The sequence below is a fragment of the Rhodopseudomonas pentothenatexigens genome, assembly GCF_900218015.1.
GTDB lineage: Bacteria > Pseudomonadota > Alphaproteobacteria > Rhizobiales > Xanthobacteraceae > Rhodopseudomonas > Rhodopseudomonas pentothenatexigens.
Genome location: NZ_UFQQ01000013.1, coordinates 123495 through 147012 on the forward strand (window position 1 = coordinate 123495; position 23518 = coordinate 147012).

22 protein-coding genes and 1 pseudogene are annotated in these 23518 nt (G+C 65.6%); 16 read left to right on the plus strand and 7 right to left on the minus strand.

The window, feature by feature from the left end:
• Positions 1–3: 3 nt before the first annotated feature.
• The gene (locus tag DWA33_RS14160) at positions 4–294 is read right to left on the minus strand and encodes a hypothetical protein (RefSeq protein WP_147270248.1); all 291 of its coding nucleotides are present in this window, start codon (positions 292–294) and stop codon (positions 4–6) included.
• Between the two features lie 98 nt (positions 295–392).
• Positions 393–2339 (minus strand): alkyl/aryl-sulfatase, encoded by a 1947-nt coding sequence (locus DWA33_RS14165; RefSeq protein ID WP_114358717.1) that lies wholly within the window; start codon positions 2337–2339, stop codon positions 393–395.
• 261 nt (positions 2340–2600) lie between these two features.
• On the opposite strand from DWA33_RS14165, the gene DWA33_RS14170 reads away from it, so the two are divergent.
• Positions 2601–3254, plus strand: coding sequence for a 2-hydroxychromene-2-carboxylate isomerase (locus tag DWA33_RS14170; RefSeq protein WP_114358718.1), 654 nt, complete (start codon positions 2601–2603; stop codon positions 3252–3254).
• A 54-nt stretch (positions 3255–3308) separates the two neighbouring features.
• Here DWA33_RS14170 and DWA33_RS14175 read toward each other — a convergent pair whose 3' ends face one another.
• Complete coding sequence (locus DWA33_RS14175) at positions 3309–5594, minus strand: arylsulfatase (protein WP_114358719.1); 2286 nt, start codon at positions 5592–5594, stop codon at positions 3309–3311.
• A 446-nt stretch (positions 5595–6040) separates the two neighbouring features.
• Here DWA33_RS14175 and DWA33_RS14180 point away from each other — a divergent pair, with 446 nt between their 5' ends.
• Positions 6041–6805: a sulfite exporter TauE/SafE family protein gene (locus DWA33_RS14180; protein WP_114358720.1), complete on the plus strand. Its 765-nt coding sequence runs from the start codon at positions 6041–6043 to the stop codon at positions 6803–6805.
• Positions 6806–6826: 21 nt separating this feature from the next.
• On the opposite strand, the gene ccoG is transcribed toward DWA33_RS14180, so the two are convergent.
• Together ccoG and DWA33_RS14190 are read right to left on the minus strand one after the other, a co-directional pair.
• The gene (gene ccoG / locus DWA33_RS14185; protein WP_114358721.1) at positions 6827–8269 is read right to left on the minus strand and encodes a cytochrome c oxidase accessory protein CcoG; all 1443 of its coding nucleotides are present in this window, start codon (positions 8267–8269) and stop codon (positions 6827–6829) included.
• Positions 8270–8386: 117 nt separating this feature from the next.
• The gene (locus tag DWA33_RS14190; protein ID WP_114358767.1) at positions 8387–8587 is read right to left on the minus strand and encodes a hypothetical protein; all 201 of its coding nucleotides are present in this window, start codon (positions 8585–8587) and stop codon (positions 8387–8389) included.
• Between the two features lie 298 nt (positions 8588–8885).
• Here DWA33_RS14190 and DWA33_RS14195 point away from each other — a divergent pair.
• From DWA33_RS14195 to DWA33_RS14205, 3 genes and pseudogenes are all read left to right on the plus strand, one after another.
• Positions 8886–9470, plus strand: a pseudogene (locus tag DWA33_RS14195) (PadR family transcriptional regulator); the annotation flags it as partial.
• 92 nt (positions 9471–9562) lie between these two features.
• Entirely contained in the window at positions 9563–10096 is a 534-nt protein-coding gene (petA, locus tag DWA33_RS14200) for a ubiquinol-cytochrome c reductase iron-sulfur subunit (RefSeq protein ID WP_114358723.1), read from the plus strand.
• A 172-nt stretch (positions 10097–10268) separates the two neighbouring features.
• Positions 10269–10661 carry a NifB/NifX family molybdenum-iron cluster-binding protein gene (locus DWA33_RS14205; protein WP_114358724.1) on the plus strand — a complete coding sequence of 131 codons (393 nt, stop codon included), beginning with the start codon at positions 10269–10271 and terminating at the stop codon, positions 10659–10661.
• A gap of 153 nt (positions 10662–10814) precedes the next feature.
• On the opposite strand, the gene DWA33_RS14210 is transcribed toward DWA33_RS14205, so the two are convergent.
• Positions 10815–11018 carry a YgaP family membrane protein gene (locus DWA33_RS14210; protein WP_013500959.1) on the minus strand — a complete coding sequence of 68 codons (204 nt, stop codon included), beginning with the start codon at positions 11016–11018 and terminating at the stop codon, positions 10815–10817.
• Positions 11019–11132: 114 nt separating this feature from the next.
• Between DWA33_RS14210 and DWA33_RS14215 the strand changes: the two genes are divergently transcribed.
• The 7 genes from DWA33_RS14215 to DWA33_RS14245 all read left to right on the plus strand — a co-directional run bounded on the left by DWA33_RS14215 (position 11133) and on the right by DWA33_RS14245 (position 18549).
• Positions 11133–11453 (plus strand): ArsR/SmtB family transcription factor, encoded by a 321-nt coding sequence (locus tag DWA33_RS14215; protein WP_013500960.1) that lies wholly within the window; start codon positions 11133–11135, stop codon positions 11451–11453.
• A 1-nt stretch (position 11454) separates the two neighbouring features.
• Positions 11455–12453 (plus strand): efflux RND transporter periplasmic adaptor subunit, encoded by a 999-nt coding sequence (locus DWA33_RS14220; RefSeq protein WP_114358725.1) that lies wholly within the window; start codon positions 11455–11457, stop codon positions 12451–12453.
• Positions 12450–15674: an efflux RND transporter permease subunit gene (locus DWA33_RS14225; protein WP_114358726.1), complete on the plus strand. Its 3225-nt coding sequence runs from the start codon at positions 12450–12452 to the stop codon at positions 15672–15674. The genes DWA33_RS14220 and DWA33_RS14225 overlap by 4 nt, the downstream gene beginning before the upstream one ends.
• A 73-nt stretch (positions 15675–15747) precedes the next feature.
• Complete coding sequence (locus tag DWA33_RS14230) at positions 15748–16401, plus strand: DsbA family protein (RefSeq protein ID WP_114358727.1); 654 nt, start codon at positions 15748–15750, stop codon at positions 16399–16401.
• Positions 16402–16608: 207 nt separating this feature from the next.
• Positions 16609–16920: a hypothetical protein gene (locus DWA33_RS14235; protein ID WP_114358768.1), complete on the plus strand. Its 312-nt coding sequence runs from the start codon at positions 16609–16611 to the stop codon at positions 16918–16920.
• 4 nt (positions 16921–16924) lie between these two features.
• Positions 16925–18187 (plus strand): ferric reductase-like transmembrane domain-containing protein, encoded by a 1263-nt coding sequence (locus DWA33_RS14240; protein WP_114358728.1) that lies wholly within the window; start codon positions 16925–16927, stop codon positions 18185–18187.
• Entirely contained in the window at positions 18184–18549 is a 366-nt protein-coding gene (locus tag DWA33_RS14245) for a cytochrome b5 domain-containing protein (RefSeq protein ID WP_114358729.1), read from the plus strand. The genes DWA33_RS14240 and DWA33_RS14245 overlap by 4 nt, the downstream gene beginning before the upstream one ends.
• A gap of 104 nt (positions 18550–18653) precedes the next feature.
• On the opposite strand, the gene DWA33_RS14250 is transcribed toward DWA33_RS14245, so the two are convergent.
• Positions 18654–19784 carry a site-specific DNA-methyltransferase gene (locus tag DWA33_RS14250; RefSeq protein WP_114358730.1) on the minus strand — a complete coding sequence of 377 codons (1131 nt, stop codon included), beginning with the start codon at positions 19782–19784 and terminating at the stop codon, positions 18654–18656.
• Positions 19785–20159: 375 nt separating this feature from the next.
• Between DWA33_RS14250 and ypfJ the strand changes: the two genes are divergently transcribed.
• The 4 genes from ypfJ (at position 20160) to DWA33_RS14270 (ending at position 23438) form a co-directional block, all read left to right on the plus strand.
• Positions 20160–21080, plus strand: coding sequence for a KPN_02809 family neutral zinc metallopeptidase (ypfJ, locus tag DWA33_RS14255; RefSeq protein ID WP_114358731.1), 921 nt, complete (start codon positions 20160–20162; stop codon positions 21078–21080).
• 129 nt (positions 21081–21209) lie between these two features.
• Positions 21210–21758, plus strand: coding sequence for a molybdenum cofactor biosynthesis protein B (gene moaB / locus DWA33_RS14260; RefSeq protein WP_114358732.1), 549 nt, complete (start codon positions 21210–21212; stop codon positions 21756–21758).
• A 112-nt stretch (positions 21759–21870) separates the two neighbouring features.
• Positions 21871–22689 (plus strand): CoA transferase subunit A, encoded by an 819-nt coding sequence (locus DWA33_RS14265; protein WP_114358733.1) that lies wholly within the window; start codon positions 21871–21873, stop codon positions 22687–22689.
• Complete coding sequence (locus DWA33_RS14270) at positions 22686–23438, plus strand: CoA-transferase (RefSeq protein WP_114358734.1); 753 nt, start codon at positions 22686–22688, stop codon at positions 23436–23438. Before DWA33_RS14265 ends, DWA33_RS14270 begins: the two co-directional genes overlap by 4 nt.
• Positions 23439–23518 lie beyond the last annotated feature (80 nt).

Below are 23518 nucleotides of genomic sequence, written 5' to 3' on the forward strand. Positions count from 1 at the left end.
AGCTCAGCTTTCTTCGGCGTCGCCCATTGCGAGGCCAGTGAGCGTCGCAACGATCGCGAAACCGACCGCCGAGGTCAGGGCGAAATCGAACAGCCGGAACGCGGGCAGGCCGAGCAGTGCCGGCGTCACGCCGAAGTGCGGGGACCGCGTCGCCACGAATGCGAAGCCGAGCCCGATCGCGGCGCCCATCATTGCGTGGCTGGCGGTCGCCGCCAGCCGCGACAGCATGCGGCCTGTCGGGGTGAGTTTCCTGATGGTCTCGAACGCTCGAGCTGGCGGTTTCTTTCCACGCATGGCGAATCCCTCGCTGGCTGAGGCGCCAACGCGGCTCCGCTTGCGCCGTTCCTAATCGGCGCTCATCGACCATTGGGGGCTGGCAAAGGGGCGCTGGCTCAACTGACCGGATTGCGCCGCGGTTCGACGATCTCGAACATGCGCGGGAATTCGTCCATCAGGCCCATCAGTTCGGCGAGCTTCATCGGATTGCCGCTGACCTTGATCTTGCCGGCCATCACCGCCTCCGGAAACGAGGTCTGCTTGGCGATCACCTCGTCGAGCAGGCTGCGCGGCAACGCGAAGCCGGCGTCTGCTGTGGCCGATTGGACGCCCGCCACATAGGTCAACGCGCAGTTCTCCAGCGTCAGCACCCAGTCTTCGCCGGTGTCGGTGAACTGCCAGTTCAGCACGATGGTCTTGCCTTCCGCCTTCGGCCCGTTGAGCCGGACGCCGAGCACATCCCAGATCTGCGAGGTCTTGAGCGCCGACAGCGTCTCGCGCGGCATCCCCGGCCGGGCCGGCATCTTCGGCATGCCGTGGCGCAGTTCCTGGGCGCCGAACAGATAGGCGTTGCGCCAGGTGGCACTCTCGGACTGGTAGCCGAGCTGCTCGAACGTGTCGGCGAGAAGATGCCGGCCTTCCTGGTTGTCGGGATCGGCGAACACCAGATGGCTGAGCGCCTGCGCGATGAAGCGGAATTCGCCGCGGTCGAAGTCGGCGCGCGCCTTCGCCAGCAGCGCGTCCGCGCCGCCCATGTACTCGACGTACTTTTTCCCGGCGTCGACCGGCGGCAGCGGATCGAGATTGGCCGGGTTGGCATCGTACCAGCCGAGATACTTCTGGTAGATCGCCTTCACGTTGTGGCGGATGTGGCCGTAATAGCCGCGGGCGTGCCAGGCGCCATCGAGGCTCTTCGGCAGACGGATGGTTTCGGCGATCTCGGCGGCGTTGAGGCCGTGGTTCATCAGCCGCAACGTCTGGTCGTGGGCGAATTTGTAGATGTCGCGCTGCTGCCGGATCATCAGGTCGATCCGTTCGGTGCCCCACACCGGCCAATGGTGCTGCCCGCACATCACCTCGGCCTTGCCGCCCCAGAGCTGCAGCGCTTCCCCGAGATAGCCCGACCACGCCAGCGCATCGCGCACGTCGGCGCCGCGGAACGGCAGCAGATTGTGGAAGTTGTGGGTGCAGTTTTCGGCGAGGTTGAGCAGCTTGTAGCGCGGAATGTAGAAGTGCATCTCCGCTGGCGCCTCGGAGTTCGGCGCCATCTGGAATTCAAAATCGACGCCGTCGATGCGGCGGGTATCGCCGGTCGCCTTGATCAGGTCGGTCGGCCGCAACAGCGCCGTGCTGCCGGCGGCCATTGTCTTGCCGAGGCCGCAATCGACATGGCCGCGCGGCCCCTTGGCGAGCAGCGGCCCGAACTGATACTGCGCGCGCCGCAGCATCGCCGGTCCGGCGATGATGTTCTCGGAGACGGCGTGCTCCATGAACAGATCGGGTGCGATGATCGGCACCCGTCCGTTGGCGAGTGCGTCGTCGTCGAGCACGCCGCGGGCGCCGCCCCAATGATCCGCATGGGTGTGGGTGAAGATCACCGCCACCACCGGCCTGTCGCCGCGGTGGCGGGCGTAGAGCTGCATCGCCGCGCGGGCGCCTTCGATCGAGGTCAGGGTGTCGACCACGATCACGCCGCTGTCGCTCTCGATCAGCGTCATGTTGGCGATGTCGAAGCCGCGGACCTGGTACACGCCCGGCACGACCTCGAACAGCCCGTGCTGCATGTTGAGCCGGGACTGCCGCCACAGGCTCGGATCGACGCTCGGCGGCGCGGTATCGTCTAGCAGGAAACCATAGGGTTCGAGACTCCACACCGTGCGGCCCTGGGCGGATTCGACCGCGGCGTGATCGATGCTGCCGATAAACCCGCGCGCGGCATCGTCGAAATCGGTGGTGTCGGAGAATGGCAGCTCGTTCAGCACTGCGGCGTGGCGGGCGATCACAGGTGCGGAGGCATCTTTTGGTGCAAGCGCATCGTCTGCGATTGTGGCGGTCTCGCTCATCCTCGGTCTCCTCCGGTCTTCGTCGTCTGTCCGCGACGGCGGCATCTCAACCGATGCAGAAACGGATTGCAATCGCAGGTCCGCACCTTACGATTAGTTCATGAAACGATAGACGCCCGAAGCGGCGCGGCAGGCGAGGGAGATATTCATGAAACTAATCACGGCTGTTGCAAAGCTCCCGAAGCCCGCCGGGCGGAAATTGGTGCAGTTGAGGTTGCGATGCGGCAGGTCGGCTGTCGCATTGGGGTTGGTGACCGGCCGATGAGTCTCAGCGTCGATCTGTTCTGGTCGTTCCGGAGCCCGTACAGCTATCTGTCGCTGCCCAAGGCGGTGAAGCTGGTCGAGCAATACGACTTCGCCATCAATGCGCGGCCGGTGTATCCGCTGGCGGTGCGCGATCCGACCTTCTTCAAGCGCACCGATCCGAGGTTTGCGCGCTACGTCGTGCTCGACAGTTTTCGGGTGGCGCAGAAGGAGGGGATTCCGTTTCGCTTCCCGCGGCCCGATCCGATCGTGCAGAACATGCAGACGCTCGAGGTCGCCGCCGAGCAGCCGTACATCAGGCGCTTGACGCGGCTCGGCGCTGCCGCCCAGCTCGCCGGCCGCGGCCTGCCGTTCATCCGCGAGGTCAGCTCGGTGCTGTATGGCGGCGCTGTCGACAATTGGCACGAGGGCGATCATCTCGCCCAAGCGGCCCAGCGGGCCGGGCTCGATCTGGCGCAGCTCGAAGCCGAGATCGCCGCCGATCCTGACAAGTACGACGAAACCATCCGCAGCAACGAGCGCGACCACGCCGCGTCCGGCCATTGGGGTGTGCCGACCTTCGTGTTCAACGGCGAGCCGTTCTTCGGCCAGGATCGGCTCGATCTGTTGCTGTGGCGCCTGCAGCAGCACGGGCTGAAGGAGCGAGGGTAGCAGAAACGAGTCATTCGGGGGCGCGCGAAGCGCGAACCCGGAATAACCGACGTGTTACTGCCTCGCCATCTCGACGTTGCCGACTGCTTCGCCGTCGAGATCCTGGTCGGTGAACATCGACACTTCGACCCGCAGCATCCGTCCGGTGAATTCGAACGGCGCGTCGTAATGCGATACCGGGCTGCCGCGGTCGCGGCCGATGTCGAGGCCGGACCACGAGATCAGCGTGTGGAAGGCGAGGCCGGTCTCCATCGAGCCCGCCGGCTCGCCGTCGATGGTCAGCGTGTAGCGGCTGACGCCGGTGCGAGAGCCCTTGGCCGGCGGCTCAGTACGGCGGAGCCGCTCCACCTTGACGCCGAGCCGGCGCGGCCCCGGCTGCAGAGTTCGCTCCGACGTGACGACGTGATGGTGCCCGCCGATGTTGAGGTCGTGCACCAGCCGGCCGTCCTTGATGTACAGGCTGTAGCCGGACGTCATATCGCCGTGTGAGATCAGCACGCCTTCGCTGGCGGCTTCGAGTTCGATGTGGGCCTCGATGGTGTAGCTGCGGCTACGGACGTCGGGAGCGACGTCGGTCGGGACGTGGCCCATGCCGCGGTGAAACACGAAGTTCTTGCGGGCGCCGTGAAAGCGTGCGGCGTTCTCGGCGAACCGCGGTCCGAACCGGTCGTCGAGCGGTAGCACCTGATGTCGCTCCGCCGCGGCCCACCACATCTCGATCAGCTCGGCGAGCCGCGCGGGCTCTGCCTCCGCCAGATCGTGCGCTTCGGAGAAGTCGCGGTCGAGATGAAACAGTTCCCATTTGTCGTCGTCGAACGGCTTGCCGGGCGGATGATACGCGACCGCCTTCCAGCCCTGATGCCAGATGCCGCGGTGGCCGAACATCTCGAAATATTGCGGCGAGGACTTCGACGGCACGCCGGGCTCGGTGAGCGACCGTGCGAAGCTCTCGCCTTCCAGCGGCATCTGCTTCAACCCGCCGATCTCGGCTGGTGCTTCGACCCCGATCAGCTCGAGCAGCGTCGGCACCAGGTCGCTGGCGTGGACGAACTGATGCCGCAGCTCGCCGCGGGCCGGCAAACGCGTCGGCCAACTGACGACGAACGGATCGCGGATGCCGCCGCCGTGGGTGTTCTGCTTGTAGCGCCGCAGCGGCGTGTTCGACGCCATCGCCCAGCCGTGCGGGAAGTTCGAATGCGAGTTCGGTCCGCCGATGTCGTCGATCTTCTTGATCTTGTCGGGCATCGGTTCGAGCCGGAAGTTATAGGGCCCCATCGCGTTGATGAAGCCGAGCGGTCCGCCCTCCTGGCTGGCGCCGTTGTCGGACAGCACCAGGATCAGCGTGTTGTCGCGCTGCCCGGAGGCGTCGAGGAAATCGACGAGGCGCTTCAGGTGGCGGTCGGCATGGTCGAGCATCCCGGCGAACGCCGCCTGCAGCCGGGTAAACACGCGCTGTTCGTCGGGGGTATGCTCGTTCCAGGGCTTCACGCCGTCGTTGCGCGGCGGCATGTCGGTGGTCTCGGGCACGATGCCCATCGCCTTCTGCCGCGCTATTCGCTGCTCGCGCTCGACGTCCCAGCCATGCGCGAAGGTGGCGTCGTAGCCCTTGATGATGTCCATCGGCGCCTGATGCGGCGCATGGCAGGCACCGAGCGCCACCCAGGTCAGCCACGGCAGTTCGGGCCGGTCGGCGGCGTGATCGGCGATGAAGCGGATCGCCTGATCGATGAGATCCTCGGTCAGGTGATAGCCGGTCTCGTAGGTGCCGGGCGCATCGATCGGCGTATTGTCCGACACCAGCTCGGGCGAGAACTGGTCGGTCTCGGCGTCGAGGAAGCCGTAGAAGCGGTCGAAGCCGCGCCCCAGCGGCCAGCCGTCGAACGGGCCGGTGGCGCCGGTTTCGGTCAGCGGCGTGACGTGCCATTTGCCGACCATGTAGTTGCGGTAGGCGTGAGCGCGCAGCATCTCGGCGAGCGTGCCGGCCTCCTTGGCGATCTTGCCGCGATAGCCTGGATAGCCGGAGTCGAAATTCGCCAGGCAGCCGACGCCGACCGAGTGATGGTTGCGCCCGGTCAGCAAGGCGGCGCGTGTTGTCGAGCACATCGCCGTGGTGTGGAAGCCGGTGTAGCGAAGGCCTTCGGCCGCGAGCTGGTCGATCGTCGGGGTCGCGATCGGCGATCCGTAGCAGCCAAAGTCGGAGAAGCCGACATCGTCGAACAGTACGACCAGAATGTTCGGTGCACCCGCCGGCGCCGACGGTGGCTCTGGCCACCATGGTTTGGAATCGGCAATCGTCCTGCCGATCCGCCCGCCGAAGGTCTTCTGGTTGGTTGCGCTCACTCGGTCTCTCTCTTGATGTCTGCGCCGGTTGGTCCGGCTGTGCATGATGGATAGGCGAATGCCGCGCAGCCTCGGCAAGGCGGCGCGGTGGAATAGCGAATGCAATGGATCGGCTTGATGAGGAGGCTGGTGGAGCGAACCGGACGATGGCTTCGTACCGCTGAAGCCGACAATCCCGCGGCGGCGAGTCTTGTCGAGAAGGAGGCGTGCGGACGGTGGAGAGCATCAATGTCGATCGCGCGCAACCAATGCACGCCTCGGCGCATGCTTGCGCCGGCCGCTTCCTCCCTGGTTCTTAGTTCTGACGAAAATATTGTTCCAATTCACATGCGGGCGCAAGCGCAATGCCGCATGCGCCGCACGGATTTGCCGGGACTGACTTTCCTCTGTACAGCGGGAGTGTCGCCGTTCGCGCGGCATTCCTCCGACAGTTCGAGCCCTCAGCGTTGTCGCTCATTCTCGATCCCTGGTTTTATGCCGTCGCCATCCCCGCGGTGTTTCTGCTCGGGCTCGCCAAAGGCGGCTTCTCAGGCGTCGGCATCGCGGCGACGCCGCTGCTGGCGCTGTATCTGCCGCCGCTCGAAGCCGCCGGGTTGCTTCTGCCGGTGCTGATCACCCAGGATCTGATCTCGCTGTATGTATACCGGCGTCATTGGGACGCGCGCAGTCTCAAGATCATGCTGCCGGGCGCGCTGATCGGGATGGCGATCGCATGGTGGACGGCGTCGATCGTGTCCGACGACGCAGTGCGGCTGATCGTCGGCGGCGTCGGGTTGGTGTTCGTGCTCAACGTCTGGCTGCGGCCGCACGCCTCCGCAGTGAAGCTGTCGGACGCCGCCGGCGTGTTCTGGGGCGCGGTGTCGGGCTTCACCTCGTTCATGACCCAAGGCGGCGGCCCCCCGTATCAGGTCTATATGCTGCCGCAGCTATTGCCGAAGCTGGTGCTGGTCGGCACCACCACGATCTTCTTTGCGATCATCAACGCGCTGAAGATCGGTCCTTACTTCCTGCTCGGGCAGTTCACGCCAGCCAATCTCGGCACCTCGCTGGCGCTGTTGCCGCTCGCCGCCGCCGCCAACATGGCCGGCATCTGGCTGGTGAAGCGGACCCCGACCGGGTTGTTCTATCGGATCGCCTATGTGCTGCTGTTCGTGGTCTCGGTGGCGCTGCTGTATCAGAGGCTGTCGCATATGCTGCGCGGGGCGGCGTAACGCGTCGCCCCGCCACCGTGCTCAGTTCGACGTCGGCGGCACGAAATGGTCGACCGCCGTCGCCAACTCGCCAGTCTGCGGGTCTTTCACTTCGAAGGTGATGTTGACCGACTTGCTCGGTACCTCGTTGCTCGGCACCATCACCGACAGCCGCAACTCGCGGGTCTGATCCTGGCCGACTTCAACGTCGAGCCGGTCCTTGACGTCGGGATCGATGCCGACCGCCTGCAGCCGCGCGCCGGGCACGCCGCTCACCGACACCTGCATCACGCGGCCGGCCGGGCGCTTGTTGAGCAGCCGCACGGTGTAGTCGTTGCGCACGCTGCCGTCTGACAGGGTCACGAACAGCGGGTTGCGCTCGTGCAGCACGTTGATGTCGAGCGACCCGCGGGTCGCCAGCGCATAGACCATCACGGCGCCGACCAGAACGATCAGCGCGGAATACAGCAGCGTGCGGGCGCGGATCGGGCGGTACACCGAGGTCTTGCCGACGAGCCGGCGCTGGATGTTGATATCGGTGTCGTAGGCGATCAGATCCGGCGGACGGCCGACCTGCTTCATCACCGTGTTGCAGGCGTCGATGCACAGGCCGCACTGCACGCAGCCGAGCTGCAGGCCCTGGCGGATGTCGACGCCGGTCGGGCAGACGTTGACGCATTGATGGCAGTCGATGCAATCGCCGACGGTCTCGCCATGGGCGCGGACCACCTCGGCCTTCTTCACCGACATCCGCGGCTCGCCACGGTCGTATTTGTAGGTGACGTTGAGGGCCCATTCGTCGGTCAGCGCCGCCTGAATGCGCGGCCACGGGCACATGTAGATGCACACCTGCTCGCGCATGAAGCCGGCGAGGGTGTAGGTGGTGAAGGTCAGGATGCCGATCCAGACATAGGCGACCATCGGCGCCTGGAAGGTGACCAGCTCCTTCACCAGCGTCGGCGCGTCGGCGAAATACAGCACCCAGGCGCCGCCGGTCCACCACGCGATCATCAGCCAGATGAAGTGCTTGAGCGCGATCTCGCCGACACGGCGCACGGTCAGTCCGTGCTTGTCCTTGGCGATCCGGTCGCGGCGGTCACCTTCGACCAGCCGCTCTACGGCGTAGAACAGGTCGGTCCACACCGTCTGCGGGCACAGGTAGCCGCACCACACCCGCCCGGCGAGGGCGTTCATCAGGAACAGCACCAATGCGGCGATGATCAGCAGGCCGGTGAAGTAGTACACCTCCTGCGGCCACAGCTCGATGAAGAAGAAATAGAACCGCCGGGCCGGCAGATCGATCAGCACCGCCTGATCAGGCAGGCCGGGGCCGCGGTCCCAGCGCAGGAACGGGGTGAAGTAGTAGATCGACAGCGTGATCGCCAGCAGCGTCCATTTGATCCGGCGGAAGCGGCCATGGACCGCCTGCGGATAGACCTTCTTGCGGGCCGCATAGAGCGGTCCTTCGATATTGGTGTCTGTCATGGGAGGCTTTCGCTGGAGCTTCGCCCCCGGAGAGGGGCAGGCCGTCTCCGGGCGAAATCATGCGGGATCTGCCAGGCTGGATCGAGACACTCGCGCCAGCGTCTCGGCCCCGATCGTTCAGCGGACCGAGGGGCTTGCGATCTTGCGGGCGACCAGGAACGAGATCGGCATCGCGACCACGAAGCCGCAGCCGACCGCGATCGGAATCCAGTGCATCGCCTGTTCGGACAGGCTCGGCACCACCAGCACCGCGACCATCATCATGCCGGCGAGGGTCGCTCCGCCGATGATCCAAAGCACAACCGCAACCTTGATCATGATCTTCTCCTGTTCTTCGCCGGGGCTGTTCAGCCTCCCGACCGAGGCAAGCGCAGGGCGCGCCACCTGGGCCCAAATGTTGGGAACATTTGAGTGCGAGCGGACGATATATTTTGGGCTGGTTCTAAGTTTGATTTGGATCAACTGTCAGTATCGGAAAACCACCGGTCCTGGAACGGGATAAGTAGCGAGACACCGTTCTTCGATCGGCACGTCAAAACTGATCTCGGCGCCAAAGATATATCTTTACTTGGGCCGGGGTCGTCACTACGTAAGATATATCTTTCAGGAGGTTGTCATGGACGGCGTCGATAACAGCCCGCGACGATGCGGGTTTGGGATGCCGGGGTGCCGTTGGGGGCGCCGCGGGATGGGCGCGCGCGGCATGGGCGGCGGCGAGATGATGCGCGCCGGCCGGATGCTGGCGCAAGGCGACCTCAAGCTGATCGCGCTGGCGCTGATAGCCGAGCAGCCGCGCCACGGCTACGACATCATCAAGGTGATCGAGGAGAAGACCGCCGGCTGGTACGCGCCGAGTCCGGGGGTGGTGTATCCGACCCTGACCTTCCTCGAGGAAACCGGTCACGTCGTCGCCCAGCCGGAAGGCGCCAAGAAGCTCTACGTCGCCACCGACGACGGCCGCGATCACCTCGCCGCCAATCGCGCGCTGGCCGACGCGGTGTTCGACCGTCTCGCGACCTTCGGCGAGATGATGCGGCAACAGAACGCCGAGGGTGGCGCGGACGGCGGCGATCTGCCGCCGCTGCTGCGCGCCGCGCTCGACAACCTCCGCGAGGTGGCGATCCGGCAGATCGCCAAGGACCCCGACAACGAAGCAGAACTTGTTGCGATTCTCGCGCGCGCCGCCGGCGAGCTTCGCAAGACGCAGGCGCGGGGCGACCCGCGTCAATTGGACGACGCAATCGACCAGGTGCCGGACCAGCAATCCGGCACGGTACTCTTCAGGAGACGAAAATGACCGCAATTACTTCTGAACAGCCGAACCGGCGCGACGTGTTGTATCTGGCGACCGGTGCTCTGGCCGCGGTCGGCACCGCGGCCCTGGTGTGGCCGTTCATATCGCAGCTCAACCCGGACGCCGGCACCATTGCGGCCGGCTTCCCGCTCGAAGTCGATTTGGCGCCGATCGCCGAAGGCCAGGTGGTCAAGGTGTTCTGGCGCGGCCAGCCGATCTTCATCAACCACCGCACGCCGAAGGAAATCCAGTCGGCGCAGACGGCGGATTGGCGCAGCATGCGCGACCCGCAGCCGGATTCCGAGCGGGTCAAGCCGGGCAAGGAGCAGTGGCTGGTGGTGTCGGCGATCTGCACCCACCTCGGCTGCGTCCCGACCGAACATCAGGGCAATTACGACGGCTGGTTCTGCCAGTGCCACGGCTCGCAATACGACGCTTCGGGCCGCATCCGGCTCGGCCCGGCGCCGCTCAACCTCGCCCTGGTGCCGTACAAGTTCGCCAGCGACACCCAGATCATTATCGGTGAGACCTGAGCGGGCCTCGCGCCTGTTTCGGTAGCTGTTCTGTCCTTCGGGCGCCGCGCTCCGGCGCGGCGCTGAAGGTTCGACCTCCCCCAGTCACGCCACGCATCCGACCCGCGTGGCCGCGCCATGATGCGCGGCCGCCGCGTCGTTCTATTGTCCCATCGCTGCACGAGAGATAGCCATGTTGATCGCAGTCGCCAGCCAGAACTTCCGCACCGTGACCGGCCACGCCGGCAAGACCCGCCGTTTCCTGGTGTTCGATGCGGCGCCGTGCCGCCCGCCGCATGAGGTCGACCGGCTCGACCTGCCGAAGGAGATGTCGATCCATGAATTCAAGGAAGACGGCGCGCACCCGCTCGACAAGGTGAGCGTGGTGATCGCCGGCAGCGCCGGTCCCGGCTTCCTCAACCGGATGGCCGCCCGCGGCGTGGTCGCCATCACCACCTCGGAGACCGATCCGGTCACCGCGATCCAGAACTACCTTGCCGGATCGCTGGCGCCGGCGGCGCCGCACGATCATGACGACGAGGAAGAAGAGGGCGGCTGCAACTGCAATTGCGGCCGCGCGGCCTGAGGCAGGCTTAGGCGATCGCTCCTCGATCACCATGAGGAGGAGCACCCGGATCGGCGCTTCGCGCCGACCCGTTGACTCGCAAAGACGGAGCGATTGTCTCGTGATGGAGTGCCGGGTCGAGCCCGGCAATGACGCGCTCGATGAGGCGCGAGCTTACGAAAACGCGTTGCCGGCCGGACGGCCGAGCTTTTTGAACACGATCGCCGCCGGACAGAAGCCGGTGAACGACGCCTGGATCATGTTGACGCCGGCGAACGCCGTCAGCAGCAGCCAATACGGGCTGACCAGCCAGCCGAGAGCCAGGCTGACGAGCACGACTGTGCCGGCGAAGGCGAGTACGGTCTGATCGAGATTCATGAACTGCCCCTTTCTCAATTGCCCGGGCCGTCGTGCGGTCCCGGTTCCGAATTCGTGTTGACGTTATATTCGAATAATCGTATATACGCAACTATGAAAATAAAGGTCGATCCCATGATGGCCGCCGCGGACGAGGCGAGCGAGCTTCTCAAGGCGTTGTCGAACCGGCATCGACTGCTGATCATCTGCCAGTTGATCGGTGGCGAGCGCTCGGTCGGCGAGCTCGCCGAGGTGATCGGCCTGCGCGATTCGACGGTGTCGCAGCATCTCGCGCTGCTACGCAAAGACGGGCTGGTGTCGGCGCGGCGCGACGCCCAGTCGATCTTCTACTCGATCGCCAGCGAACCGGCGCGTGAACTCCTGACGACGCTGTATCGGGTGTACTGTCCCGGTCAGCCGCTGGAGAAGACGGGTCGCAAACCTGCAAGGGCATGACATGCGAATGGGCGGATGGACGACGGGCGGTGTGGTCGCGGCGATGCTGTGGGGCGTCGCGGTGGCGAATGCGGCTGGCACTCTGACGGTGGCGGAAACCAAGATCTCCGACGAGAAGGCGGTGTTCGCGACCGTCGAGAGCATCAGCGTGGTGCCGGCGCGCGCCCGGATCGGCGGCACGGTGGTGGCGCTGAAGGTTCGCGAGGGCGACAGCGTCAAGGCCGGCCAGGAAATCGCGACGATCGGCGACGACAAGCTGACGCTGCAGATGAATTCGCTCGACGCCCAGATCCAGGCGCTGCAGGCGCAGGCGAGCCAGGCGCAGATCGACTACGATCGCACCAGCGGTCTGGTCGAGCGCGGCACGCTGCCGCGCACCAAGCTCGACGAAGCGCGCACCGCGCTCAACGTCGCCGAGAACAATCTGCGCGCCAAGACCGCGGAGCGGTCGGTGGTGCAGCAGCAGTTCAAGGAAGGCCAGGTGCTGGCCCCCGACGACGGCCGCGTGCTCAAGAAGATGGTCACCGTCGGCTCGGTGGTGTTGCAGGGCGATCCGATCGTCACCGTGGCGCAGCAGCACTACAAGCTGCGGCTGCGGGTGCCGGAGCGGCACGCCCGCTTCCTCAAGGCCGGCGACAAGATCCGCGTCGACGGCAATGAATTCGGCGACCAGGTGGCGAAGTTCGGGACGATCGAGCTGGTGTATCCGCAGATCGAGGACGGTCGTGTCGTCGCCGACGCCAGCGTCGAGGGGCTGCCGCAATATTTCGTCGGCGATCGGCTGCGGGTGTGGATCTCGGGGGGCGAGCGCGACGCGTTCGTGATCCCGGCGAAGTTCGTCTCAACCGAGTTCGGCATCGATTACGTCCATGTCGGCGAGCCCGGCAAGACTGTGGCGGTGCCGGTGCAGCGCGGCCGCGAACACCCGACCCAAGCGATGCCCGACGGGCTCGAGATCCTCTCGGGCCTGCGCAATGGCGACAGACTGGTGCAGCCGTGAACCTGGGAATTTCGGGCCATCTGACCAAGGCCACCATCCGGTCGCCGCTGACTCCGCTGTTCCTGCTGGCGTCGCTGATCGCCGGGCTGATCGCGCTTGCCGCGATCCCGCGCGAGGAAGAGCCGCAGATCAGTGTGCCGATGGTCGACATCCGCATCAACGCCGACGGGCTGCGCGGGCCGGACGCCGTCGAGCTGGTGACCAAGCCGCTGGAAGCGATCGTCAAAGGCATCGACGGTGTCGAGCACGTCTACAGCCAGACCGAAGACGACCGCGTGATGGTCACCGCCCGCTTTCTGGTCGGGACCAAGGCCGAAGACGCGATCCTGCGGGTGCATGAGAAAATCCGCGCCAATATCGGCAGCATCCCGGTCGGCATCCCCGAGCCGCTGATCGTCGGCCGCGGCATCAACGATGTCGCCGTCACCGTGCTGACGCTATCGCCGAAGCCGGAAGCTGCGGCGCGTTGGACCGACAAGGATCTGTACGAAGTCGCCGACAAGCTGCGCTCCGAATTGATGAAGGTCGACAGCATCGGCCTGACCTACATCTCCGGCGGCGGCGCGCAGCAGATCCGGGTCGAGCCCGATCCGGAAAAGCTGTCGCTGTACGGCGTCACGTTGCAACAGCTCGTCGCCAAGGTGAAGGACGCCAACCGTTCGTTCCTGGCGGGCAGCGTCCGCGACGCCGGCACGATGCGCAGCGTCTCGGCCGGTCAGACCTTGATGGGAATTCCCGACATCGGTCTGCTGCTGGTCGCGACCCGCGACAATCGCCCGGTCTATGTCAAGGATGTCGCCTCGGTGATCATCGGGCCGAACATGGCCGAGCATCGGGTGTGGAACGATGCCCGTGACTCGAGCGGCAAATGGGACCGCGTGCCGGCTGTCACCGTCGCGCTCGCCAAGCGTGCCGGCGCAAACGCAGTGGTGGTATCGCACGACATCAAGGCGCGGCTGGCGACCCTCGAAGGTTCGTTGATTCCGAAAGACGTCGCCGTCACCATCACCCGCGACTACGGCGAGACCGCCAACGAGAAGGCCAACGAGCTGCTGTTCCACCTCGGTCTCGCCACGATCTCGATCGTGGTGCTGATCGCGATCGCGATCGGCTGGCGCGAGGCGATCGTCACCGCGGTGGTGATCCCGACCACGATCCTGTTGACGCTGTTCGCCGCCAACCTGATGGGCTACACCATCAATCGCGTCAGCCTGTTCGCGCTGATCTTCTCGATCGGCATCCTGGTCGACGACGCCATTGTGGTCGTCGAGAACATCGCCCGGCACTGGGGAATGAAGGACGGACGGCCTCGGCTGCAGGCCACGATCGAGGCGGTGGCCGAGGTCGGCAATCCGACCGTGATCGCGACCCTGACAGTGGTCGCAGCGTTGTTGCCGATGCTGTTCGTGTCCGGACTGATGGGGCCGTACATGGCGCCGATCCCGGCCAATGCCTCGGCCGCGATGCTGTTCTCGTTCTTCGTCGCCATGATGGTGGCGCCGTGGCTGATGCTGAAGCTGGCGCCGAAGCAGGGCGCGGCGATGGCTTCGCACGGCGATCATGACGAAGGCCGGCTCGGCCGGCTGTACCGCCGTCTCGCCGCGCCGATCGTCGCCAGCAAGCGCGCGTCGTGGATCTTTCTGCTCGGCGTCGGCATCGCAACGCTGATGTCGATGGCGCTGTTCTACACCAAGTCGGTCACGGTCAAGCTGCTGCCGTTCGACAACAAGAGCGAGATCGCGGTAGTCCTCGACTTACCCGAGGGCGCGACTCTCGAGGATACCGAGCGTACCCTGTTCGCCGCCGCCGACATCGCCCGCGGCCTGCCCGAGATCACCTCGGTGCAGACCTTCGCCGGCACGCCGGCGCCGTTCAATTTCAATGGCCTGGTCAGGCATTATTACTTGCGGGAGCGGCCCGAACTCGGTGAATTGCAGGTCAATTTGCAGGAGCGTGGCGAGCGCAGCCGCGCCAGCCACGACATCGCGCTCGACCTGCGCAAGCGGCTGCAGGCGCTGAAGCTGCCGGAAGGCACGAGCCTCAAGGTGGTGGAGGTGCCGCCCGGCCCGCCGGTGCTGTCGACCCTGCTGGCGGAAATCTACGGCCCCGACGCCTCCACCCGCCGTGCGGTAGCCACCGAGGTCGAGAAGATTTTCAAGCAGGTGCCGTTCATCGTCGACGTCGACAATTCGATCGGCGAACCTCGGCCGCGGCTGCGGCTGTCGATCGACCAGGACCGGTTGGAGTTCTTCGGCGTCGAGCAGAAGGACGTCTACGACACCATCCAGACGCTGTTCGGCGGCACCTCGATCGGCTACTCGCACCGCGGTGAAGGCCGCAACCCGATCGCCATCACGGTCGGGCTGCCGAAGCGCGACCTCGAGTGGAACGAGGCACTGGCGTCGACGCCGGTGCCGGCCAATTCGCTGCCCGGCGCCAAGACCGTGGTCGAACTCGGCCAGCTCGTGCAGGCTACCAAGGAGGTCGGCTCGCCGCTGATCTTCCGCCGCGACGGCCGCTTTGCCGACATGGTGATGGCCGAACTCGCCGGGAAGTTCGAAGCGCCGCTGTACGGCATGCTCGACGTCGACAAACTGATTGAAACTCATGATTGGGGCAAACTGCCGAAGCCGGCGATCAGCCTGCACGGCCAGCCGTCCGACGAATCCAAGCCGACGCTGCTGTGGGACGGCGAGTGGGAGATCACCTGGGTGACGTTCCGCGACATGGGCGCGGCGTTCGGTGCGGCGATCCTTGGCATCTACGTGCTGGTGGTGGCGCAGTTCAAGAGCTTCAAGCTGCCGCTGGTGATCCTGACGCCGATCCCGCTGACGCTGATCGGCATCCTGATCGGCCATTGGCTGCTCGGCGCGCCGTTCACCGCCACCTCGATGATCGGGTTCATCGCGCTCGCCGGCATCATCGTGCGCAACTCGATCCTGCTGGTCGATTTCATCCGCCATTCCGGCGGGGCCGGCAAGACGTTGCGCGAGGTCGTGCTGGAAGCCGGCGCGGTGCGGTTCAAGCCGATCCTGCTCACCGCATTGGCGGCGATGATCGGTGCGGCCACGATCCTGCTCGACCCGATCTTCCAGGGGTTGGCGATCTCGCTGCTGTTCGGTCTGGCATCGTCAACCTTGCTGACGGTTCTGGTGATCCCGGCGATCTACATCGTGCTGCGCGACAAATCGCCGACACCGCCGCCGGCCACCGCAAAGTGATGGCGCTGCGGTGCGATCCGAGGCACAACAGGGCCGCCCCCTGAACCTTGGGCGGTCCTGAGGATTGGAACCGATGATAATTACCCGACGGTCGGCCGTAACCGCAGCGCTGGCGCTGGCTCCCGCGCTCGCGACCAGCAAAATCCTGGCGGCGCCGACGGCGTCGGATGAGGAAGACGTGCTGTCGACCAATGCGGTGCTGTTCGACGCCGAGATTCCGGTCGCCGGCAATCCCAAGGGCGACATCACCATCGTCGAATGGTCGGACTATCGCTGCCCCTACTGCAAGAAGGTGGCTCCGGACCTGATGCAGGTGGTGAAGGACGACGGAAAGATTCGGCTGGTGCTGAAAGACTGGCCGATCTTCGGCGGCGTCTCGACCGATGCGGCGAAGCTGGTGCTTGCGTCCAAATACCAGAGCAAGTTTCTGGAGGCGCACGAGGCGCTGATCCGCGCGCCGTCCAAGCTGACCGAGTCCAACCTCGACGAGACGCTGAAAAGCGGCGGCATCGACGTGGCTCGCGCCACCAAGGATCTCGACGCCAACCGCGGCACGATCGAAGCCATCCTCAAGCGCAACGACGCGCAGGCCAAGGCGCTCGGGTTCCAGGGAACGCCGTCGTTCATCGTCGGCCGGTTCCGGGTTCCCGGCGTGCTCGACGTCGCGCTGTTCAAGCAGGCGATCAAGGACGCCCGCGAGGCGGCGAAGAAGTCCGACAAGAAGTAACAGCTTCGAACACTGACCTTCCTCGTCGATGCGAGTGCAGCGAAGCAACCCAGGACTTGATGCAAAAGGCTGGATTGCTTCGCTGCGCTCGCCATGACGGAGAGGGTGGGGCACGCGCCAATCTCGCCCACTGCTTGATCTGAATCATCATCGCAACCGTCGCGGTCGCGCTAAGCTGCGGCATCGCATCGCAGCGGGATGACGGTCATGCTCAGCATCCGCTTAGCGGCCTATGCGGCCGTGATGATCAACCTCATCGGTCTGGCGGCGGGTGGAACCTCGGCATCCGCGGCGCCGTGGCGCGCCAGCGAGGGCAACACCCGCGGCTGGATGCTGATGTCGCCGCAGGAGCGGATCGAGCATCAGGCGCGAGTCCGAGGCTTCATCGACTACACCGCATGCGAGGCTTATCGTGCCGAACACCACGCTCTGATGGTGCAACGGGCGCGCGAGCGTGGTCTCGACCTGCCAGGTGGCGGCCGCGATTTCTGCGATCATCTCAAACTTCGGGCGGATTGAGCCGGTGTCGCCCGCCGGTTCAGTATTGCAGCGTTGGTCGATCCCGCTGCTGACCTTGGCGGTGCCTTCCGGATTCGCGCTCTGGGCCTTTCCTGAAGATCTTGCGCCGATCCGCGCCGCCGGGATCGTCACCGGCTGGCTCGGCTGCGGATTGTTGCTGGTCAGCCTGCTGCTGATGCTGCGCGAGCCGCGGCTTGCCGGCTGGCTGGGCGGCCTGGAGCGGATGTATCGCTGGCACCACGCGGCCGGCGTCGCCGCCTATGTGTTGCTGCTGCTGCATCCGCTGCTGCTCGCCGCCAACAACCTTCCATCGGCCCGAGTCGCTTGGCAGACGCTGTCGCCGGTCACCGAGAGCTGGCAGGTGTGGTCCGGCTGGCTCGGCCTGCTGCTGCTGATGGGCGGCCTCGTCACCACCTTCATCCGAAGCATTCGCTACGGCACTTGGCGATGGCTGCACGCGTTGCTCGGCGTCGGCGTGCTGACCGGACTGGTGCACCTGATGCTGCTCGGCATCGACAAGCCGGTGCTGCCGATTCTCGCGGTGGCCGGGGCGATCCTCGGCTGGCGGCTGCTCCGCGGCGATCTCGGGCTCGGGGCGCGGCCCTATGTGGTGACGGCGGTGCGGCCATTGGCTGCGCGATCCGTCGAATTGGTGCTGCGTCCGCTCGGCGATCCGGCGTTGGTGGCGGCCGGCCAGTTCGTGCTGGCGGAGTTCGGCAACGGTCACCGCTATCGCGGCTGCGGGGAATTCCACCCCTTCACGGTCAGCACGATCGCACGGCAGCACGAACTGCATCTCGCCATCAAGGCGCTCGGCGACTGCACCACTCGGATGCTGGCGATCGAGCCCGGCGTTGCGGTCCGGGTGATCGGCGGGTTCGGTGGTTTCGTCGATCCGCACCAGACGGCGTCGCAATTCTGGGTCGCGGGCGGGATTGGCGTCACGCCATTCGTTGCTTTGTTGAACGCCGGACCGCTGCTGCATCGGACGCGGCTGCTGTATCTCTATCGCAGCGAGGCCGATGCCGCCTTCCTGCCGGAACTGCGAGCACTCGCGGCGTCGGATCAGCGCTTCACGCTTCACGCCGTCGCTACCGGCGACGATCTTCCCGACCTCGACCGGCTGCTGCCCGATGCCGGCCAATTGTCAGGTGCCGAGTGCTATGTGTGCGGACCGCCCGGTCTGGTGGTCGCGCTGAAATCCGCGCTCGCCGCCCGGGGCGTCACCGCACGGCATGTCCACTACGAGAACTTCGAGTTCAGATGATGCGCAAGCTGTTCTACGTCTCGACCGCCGCGTTCTGGGTCGCCGTCGCCGGATTCTGGATCGGCGATCTACTGTCGCCGGCTACCGAGCCCACCGCGACCGCCGCCGAGCGTTCGATCGGCGCTGCCGAACTCGCCGGGCACGCCAAGCCGGACGATTGCTGGATGGCGATCCACGGCAGCGTCTACGACCTGACGGCGTATCTTCCGGATCATCCGTCGCGGCCGAGCATCATCGAGCCGTGGTGCGGCAAGGAAGCGACCGAGGCCTACGACACCAAGACCAAGGGCCGCAAGCATTCGCCCGAAGCCGACGCCCTGCTGCCGAAGTACCGGATAGGCCGGTTTGTCGGCGGAAGCTGAAGCATGCGCCTGTAAACTGGACTCTCGTCGCATTCAGATAGCGCGTCGGGGACAAACCGGAGCTCCGGTTCTGAGGCGATCAGAACCGGAAGTACTCTGATTCGTCAGGCGATCATCATGCTGCGAACCTCGGCGCGCAGTTCGTCGATCAGCCGCAGACCTTTGCTGGTCTCGACGTGCCAGAACGTCCAGCCGTTGCAGGCTTCCGAACCCTGAGCCATCGCGCCGATGCGGTGAATCGAGCCGACCTTGTCGCCGAGCATGATCGCGCCGTCCGCGCGTACCAGGGCGCCGTGCCGCTTCTTCGAATCGACCAGCCGGGCGCCTGGCGAAATCATGCCGCGTTCGATCAGTTCGGAGAACGCCACCCGCGGGGCATCGCGGGCGGTGACGAACGGCTTCAGCGTATCGTCCGGCAGCGGCTCGATCGCAGAGATTCGTTCGCGCGCCGCTTCGGCGTAGGTCTTGTCGCGCTCGATGCCGATGTAGTTGCGGCGCAAACGCTTGGCGACTGCACCTGTCGTGCCGGTGCCGTTGAACGGGTCGACGATCAGATCGCCGGGCCTCGACGAACTCAGCAGCACGCGCGCCAGAAGCTGTTCGGGCTTCTGCGTCGGGTGCACCTTCTTGCCGTCCTTGCCCTTCAGCCGCTCGTCGCCGGTGCACAGCGGAATCAGCCAGTCGGAGCGCGCCTGAACGTCCTCGTTGGCAGCCTTCAATGCATCGTAGTTGAAGGTGTAGCCCTTGGCGTTCTCGTCGCGCGCCGCCCAGATCATGGTTTCGTGCGCATTGGTGAAACGGCGGCCGCGGAAATTCGGCATCGGATTGGACTTGCGCCAGACGATGTCGTTGAGCACCCAGAACCCGAGGTCCTGCATGATCGTGCCGACGCGGAAGATGTTGTGGTACGAGCCGATCACCCACAGCGTCGCCGACGGCTTCATGATCCGGCGCGTGGCGAGCAGCCAGGCACGGGTGAAGTTGTCATAAGCGGCGAAAGACGCGAATTTGTCCCAATCGTCGTCGACGGCGTCGACTTCCGATTCGTCGGGACGCTTCAGCGCACCTTTGAGCTGCAGATTGTACGGCGGATCGGCGAATACCAGATCCACCGACTTCGCCGGGAGCTTTTCCATCTCGGCGATGCAATCACCGACGATGATTTTGCTCTCGGGCTCGTATTCAAATTGAGTGCGGGGCGCCTTTGCAGACGCCCCGCGACGCGACACAACCATGACTCAACTAACCTGACTCATGTGACGCCGTCGGCGACGCGGGACCAACAAACCGACTAGGCGATACATTGCCCCGGCAAAGTAAAAATCGACTTAATTGGATTGCAGTTTGGTGACCACGGAACGAACGTCCGGAGGAACGGTTCTCTCTGCCGGCATATCCACGATCGGGAACGTGCGACCTCTCGTCGGTCGGTGTCTACGCACGGCCTCCGGTCGGACGAGCGCGATGCCGCGCCGGCTGCCGGCGGCGGCGCTGTGCACTAGGCAATATTTGCCGGGCAGGTTAATGCTAATTGTCGCCGATTTCTTCCGATCGGCTGCACACCGCGACCGGCGCCGAATCGCCGGTGCCGCCAGATCGAGGACAGGCTGATGCGTTTCGATGACTTCCGTCGCAGCGACAATATCGACGACCGCCGTGATCAAGACGGTGGCGGCGGGGGTGGTGGCGGTTTCGGTTTTCCGATGGGCGGCGGCGGGCTCGGCATCGGCACAATCGTGGTGCTCGGTATCGTCGGCTGGGCGCTCGGCATCGATCCGCGGCTGCTGATCGGCGGCGCCGAGATGATTTCCCAGTCGACGCAGCAACATCAAGCCGACAGCCGTTCCGGCAAGCAGGGCGCGCCGACCGACGAGATGGGCAGCATGATCTCCGGCGTGCTCGGCGAGATCGATGACCGCTGGAGCGAGATCTTCAGGGACAGCGGTCAGAAATATGTCGGTCCCAAGATCGTGCTGTTCCGCGGCCGCACCAATGGCGGACGCTGCGGCATGGCGCAGGCGGCGATGGGGCCGTTCTATTGTCCGCCGGATCGCCAGATCTACATCGACACCTCGTTCTTCAAGCAGGTCGAAACCCGCTTCCGCGGCTGCTCCGGCTCGGCCTGCCAGTTCACCGCCGCCTACATCATCGCCCACGAGGTCGGCCATCACGTCCAGAACCAGCTTGGCATTCTCGACAAGGTCAATCAGAAGCAGAGGCAATACGGCGAAGGAGCGCGGTCCAACGCGCTGCAGGTGCAGGTCGAACTGCAGGCCGACTGCCTGTCCGGCGTCTGGGTCAATCGCGAAAAGAAGAAACGTCCGAACTTCCTCGAAGACGGCGATATCGATGCGGCGCTGACCACGGCGGCGGCGATCGGCGACGATACGCTGCAGCGCCGAGCCGGTCGGGAAGTCGTGCCGGATTCTTTCACCCATGGCTCCGCAGCGCAGCGCAAACGCTGGTTCATGACCGGCTACCAGCAGGGTACCATCCAGTCGTGCAACACCTTCGCGGCGGAGCGGCTGTAAGGCCCGGGCGCACGACGAATATCCGATGCCCGGCCTTGCGCCGGGAATCCACGTCTCGCGATGTGATCAAGACTTAGATGGCCGGGACAAGCCCGGCCATGACGCAGGTATCGATTCGACAGGGCGATTATGGCGAGCAAAGAGCAACCAAAGCAATTCATCCCGCTCAACATCGCGGTGCTCACCGTGTCGGACACGCGCTCGCTCGACGATGATAAGTCGGGCGCGACGCTGGTCGAGAGGCTGGGCGGGGCGGGGCACAAATTGGCGGCGCGTGAGATCGTCACCGACGACGTCGAGAAGATCCGCGCCATCATCCGGCGCTGGATCGCCGACGACGGCGTCGACGTGATCATCACCACCGGCGGCACCGGCTTCACAGGGCGCGACGTGACTCCGGAGGCGATCGAGCCGCTGTTCGAAAAACGGATGGACGGATTTTCGATCGCGTTTCACATGATCAGCTGGGCCAAGATCGGCACCTCGACCATCCAGTCGCGCGCCACTGCGGGCGTTGCCGGCGCCACCTACATCTTCTGCCTGCCGGGTTCGCCCGGCGCCTGCCGGGACGGCTGGGACGGCATTTTGGCAGCGCAGCTCGATTATCGCACGCGGCCGTGCAACTTCGTCGAGATCATGCCGCGGCTCGACGAGCACCTGCGCCGCGCCAAGAGCTGATCCTCGCTCATGAGCGTCTGCGCGCCCGCGCCTTGACAGCGGTGCGGCGCCACGGAACCATCGCCGCCAATCACAACGCGCAGAAGTCGCGCAGCGACGATGGGAGGATGGTTTGGGTCAGATCGTATCGATCGAGGCGCTCGCCGCGCAGATCCGCGACGGCATGACGGTGGCGCTGCCGTCCGACAATGGCGGCGTCGCGATGGCCGCCACGGCCGCGATCGTCGCCGCCCGCCCTCGCAACCTGCATCTCGTCTGCGTCCCGATCAGCGGCATCCAGGCCGACATGCTGATCGGCGAGGGCCTGGTCGGCACCGTCGAAACCAGCGCGATCACGCTCGGCGAGGCCGGCGGCGCGCCGCGGTTCGCCGAGGGCATTCGTAGCAGCGCATTCACGATCAAGGACGCGACCTGCCCGGCGATCCTGGCCGGTCTGGTCGCCGGCCAGAAGGGCGTGCCGTTCATGCCGATCCGCGGCATCATCGGCAGCGACGTGCTGAAGATGCGCAGCGACTGGAAGGTGATCGATAATCCGTTCACGCCCGATGATCCGATCGTGGTGGTGCCGGCGATACGGCCCGACGTCGCGATCTTCCATGCACCGGAAGCGGATCGGTTCGGCAATGTTCGGATCGGTCGCCAGACCGAACTGGCTGCGATGGCCTATGCGGCCAAGACCACGCTGGTGACGGTCGAGCGCATCGTCGAGACCTCGTTGTTGGCGGACGAGCGCAGCGCTGCCGGCGTATTGCCGGCGCTGTATGTCGGCGCGATCTCCGAGGCCCGGAACGGTGCGTGGCCGCTCGGACTCGGCGGCGAATATACCACCGACACGGCCGAAGTCGCGCGTTACGCCAAGATGGCGCGCTCCGCGGAGGGCTTCGCCGCCTACATGCAGGGCTTCGCTCAGAAGTTCGAGGCGGTGGCATGAGCACAGCGCCCGCGACCTCCCGCGAAATCCTGATCGCCACCATCGCCGATCTGCTCGACGGCGTCCGCACCGTCGCGGTCGGCGCATCGTCGCCGATCCCCGCCGCCGGCGCGATGCTGCTGCGCGCCCGCAACGAGCGCCGCGGCCGCGACCCGGTGAGGGTGATCGTTCTTGGATCGCGCCAGCACAATTTCTTCACCAACGGCTCGTTCGAGTTGTTTGACGCCACCGCGCAGGGCCGGATCGACGCGTTCTTTCTCGGCGGCGGCCAGATCGACGGGCAGGCCAACATCAATCTGGTTGGCACCGGCGATTATCCGGCCAGCAGCGTGCGCTGGCCGGGCTCGTTCGGCTCGGCATTCATGTACTATCTGGTGCCGCGGGTGATCCTGTTTCGCGAAGAGCATTCGCCGCGGGTGCTGGTCGACAAGGTCGACTTTGTCAGCGCGCCAGGGGCGAGCGAGGGAATCTATCGCAGCGGCGGTCCGTACGCGCTGCTGACCGGGCTGGCGCTGTTCGACTTCGACAAGTCGCGCAAACGGTTCTGCTTGCGCAGCGCGCATCGGGGCAGTTCGGCGCAGGATATCCGCGCCGCCACCGGGTTCGACTACGATGCGCCCGCCCGGGTGCCGGTCACGCCGGAGCCGGATGCGGAGACGCTGGCGCTGCTGCGCGGCCGCGTCACCGATGAACTCGCCGAGTGCTATCCGCAATTCGCCGAAACCCTGGTGGCGGACCGGGCGGCGTAACCCGCCGTCACCGCCGCCGGTTCAGCGCTGCGCGCAGCCACCGGAGCAAGCCTCGCACGGCGGCCGCGATTGCGGCGCGC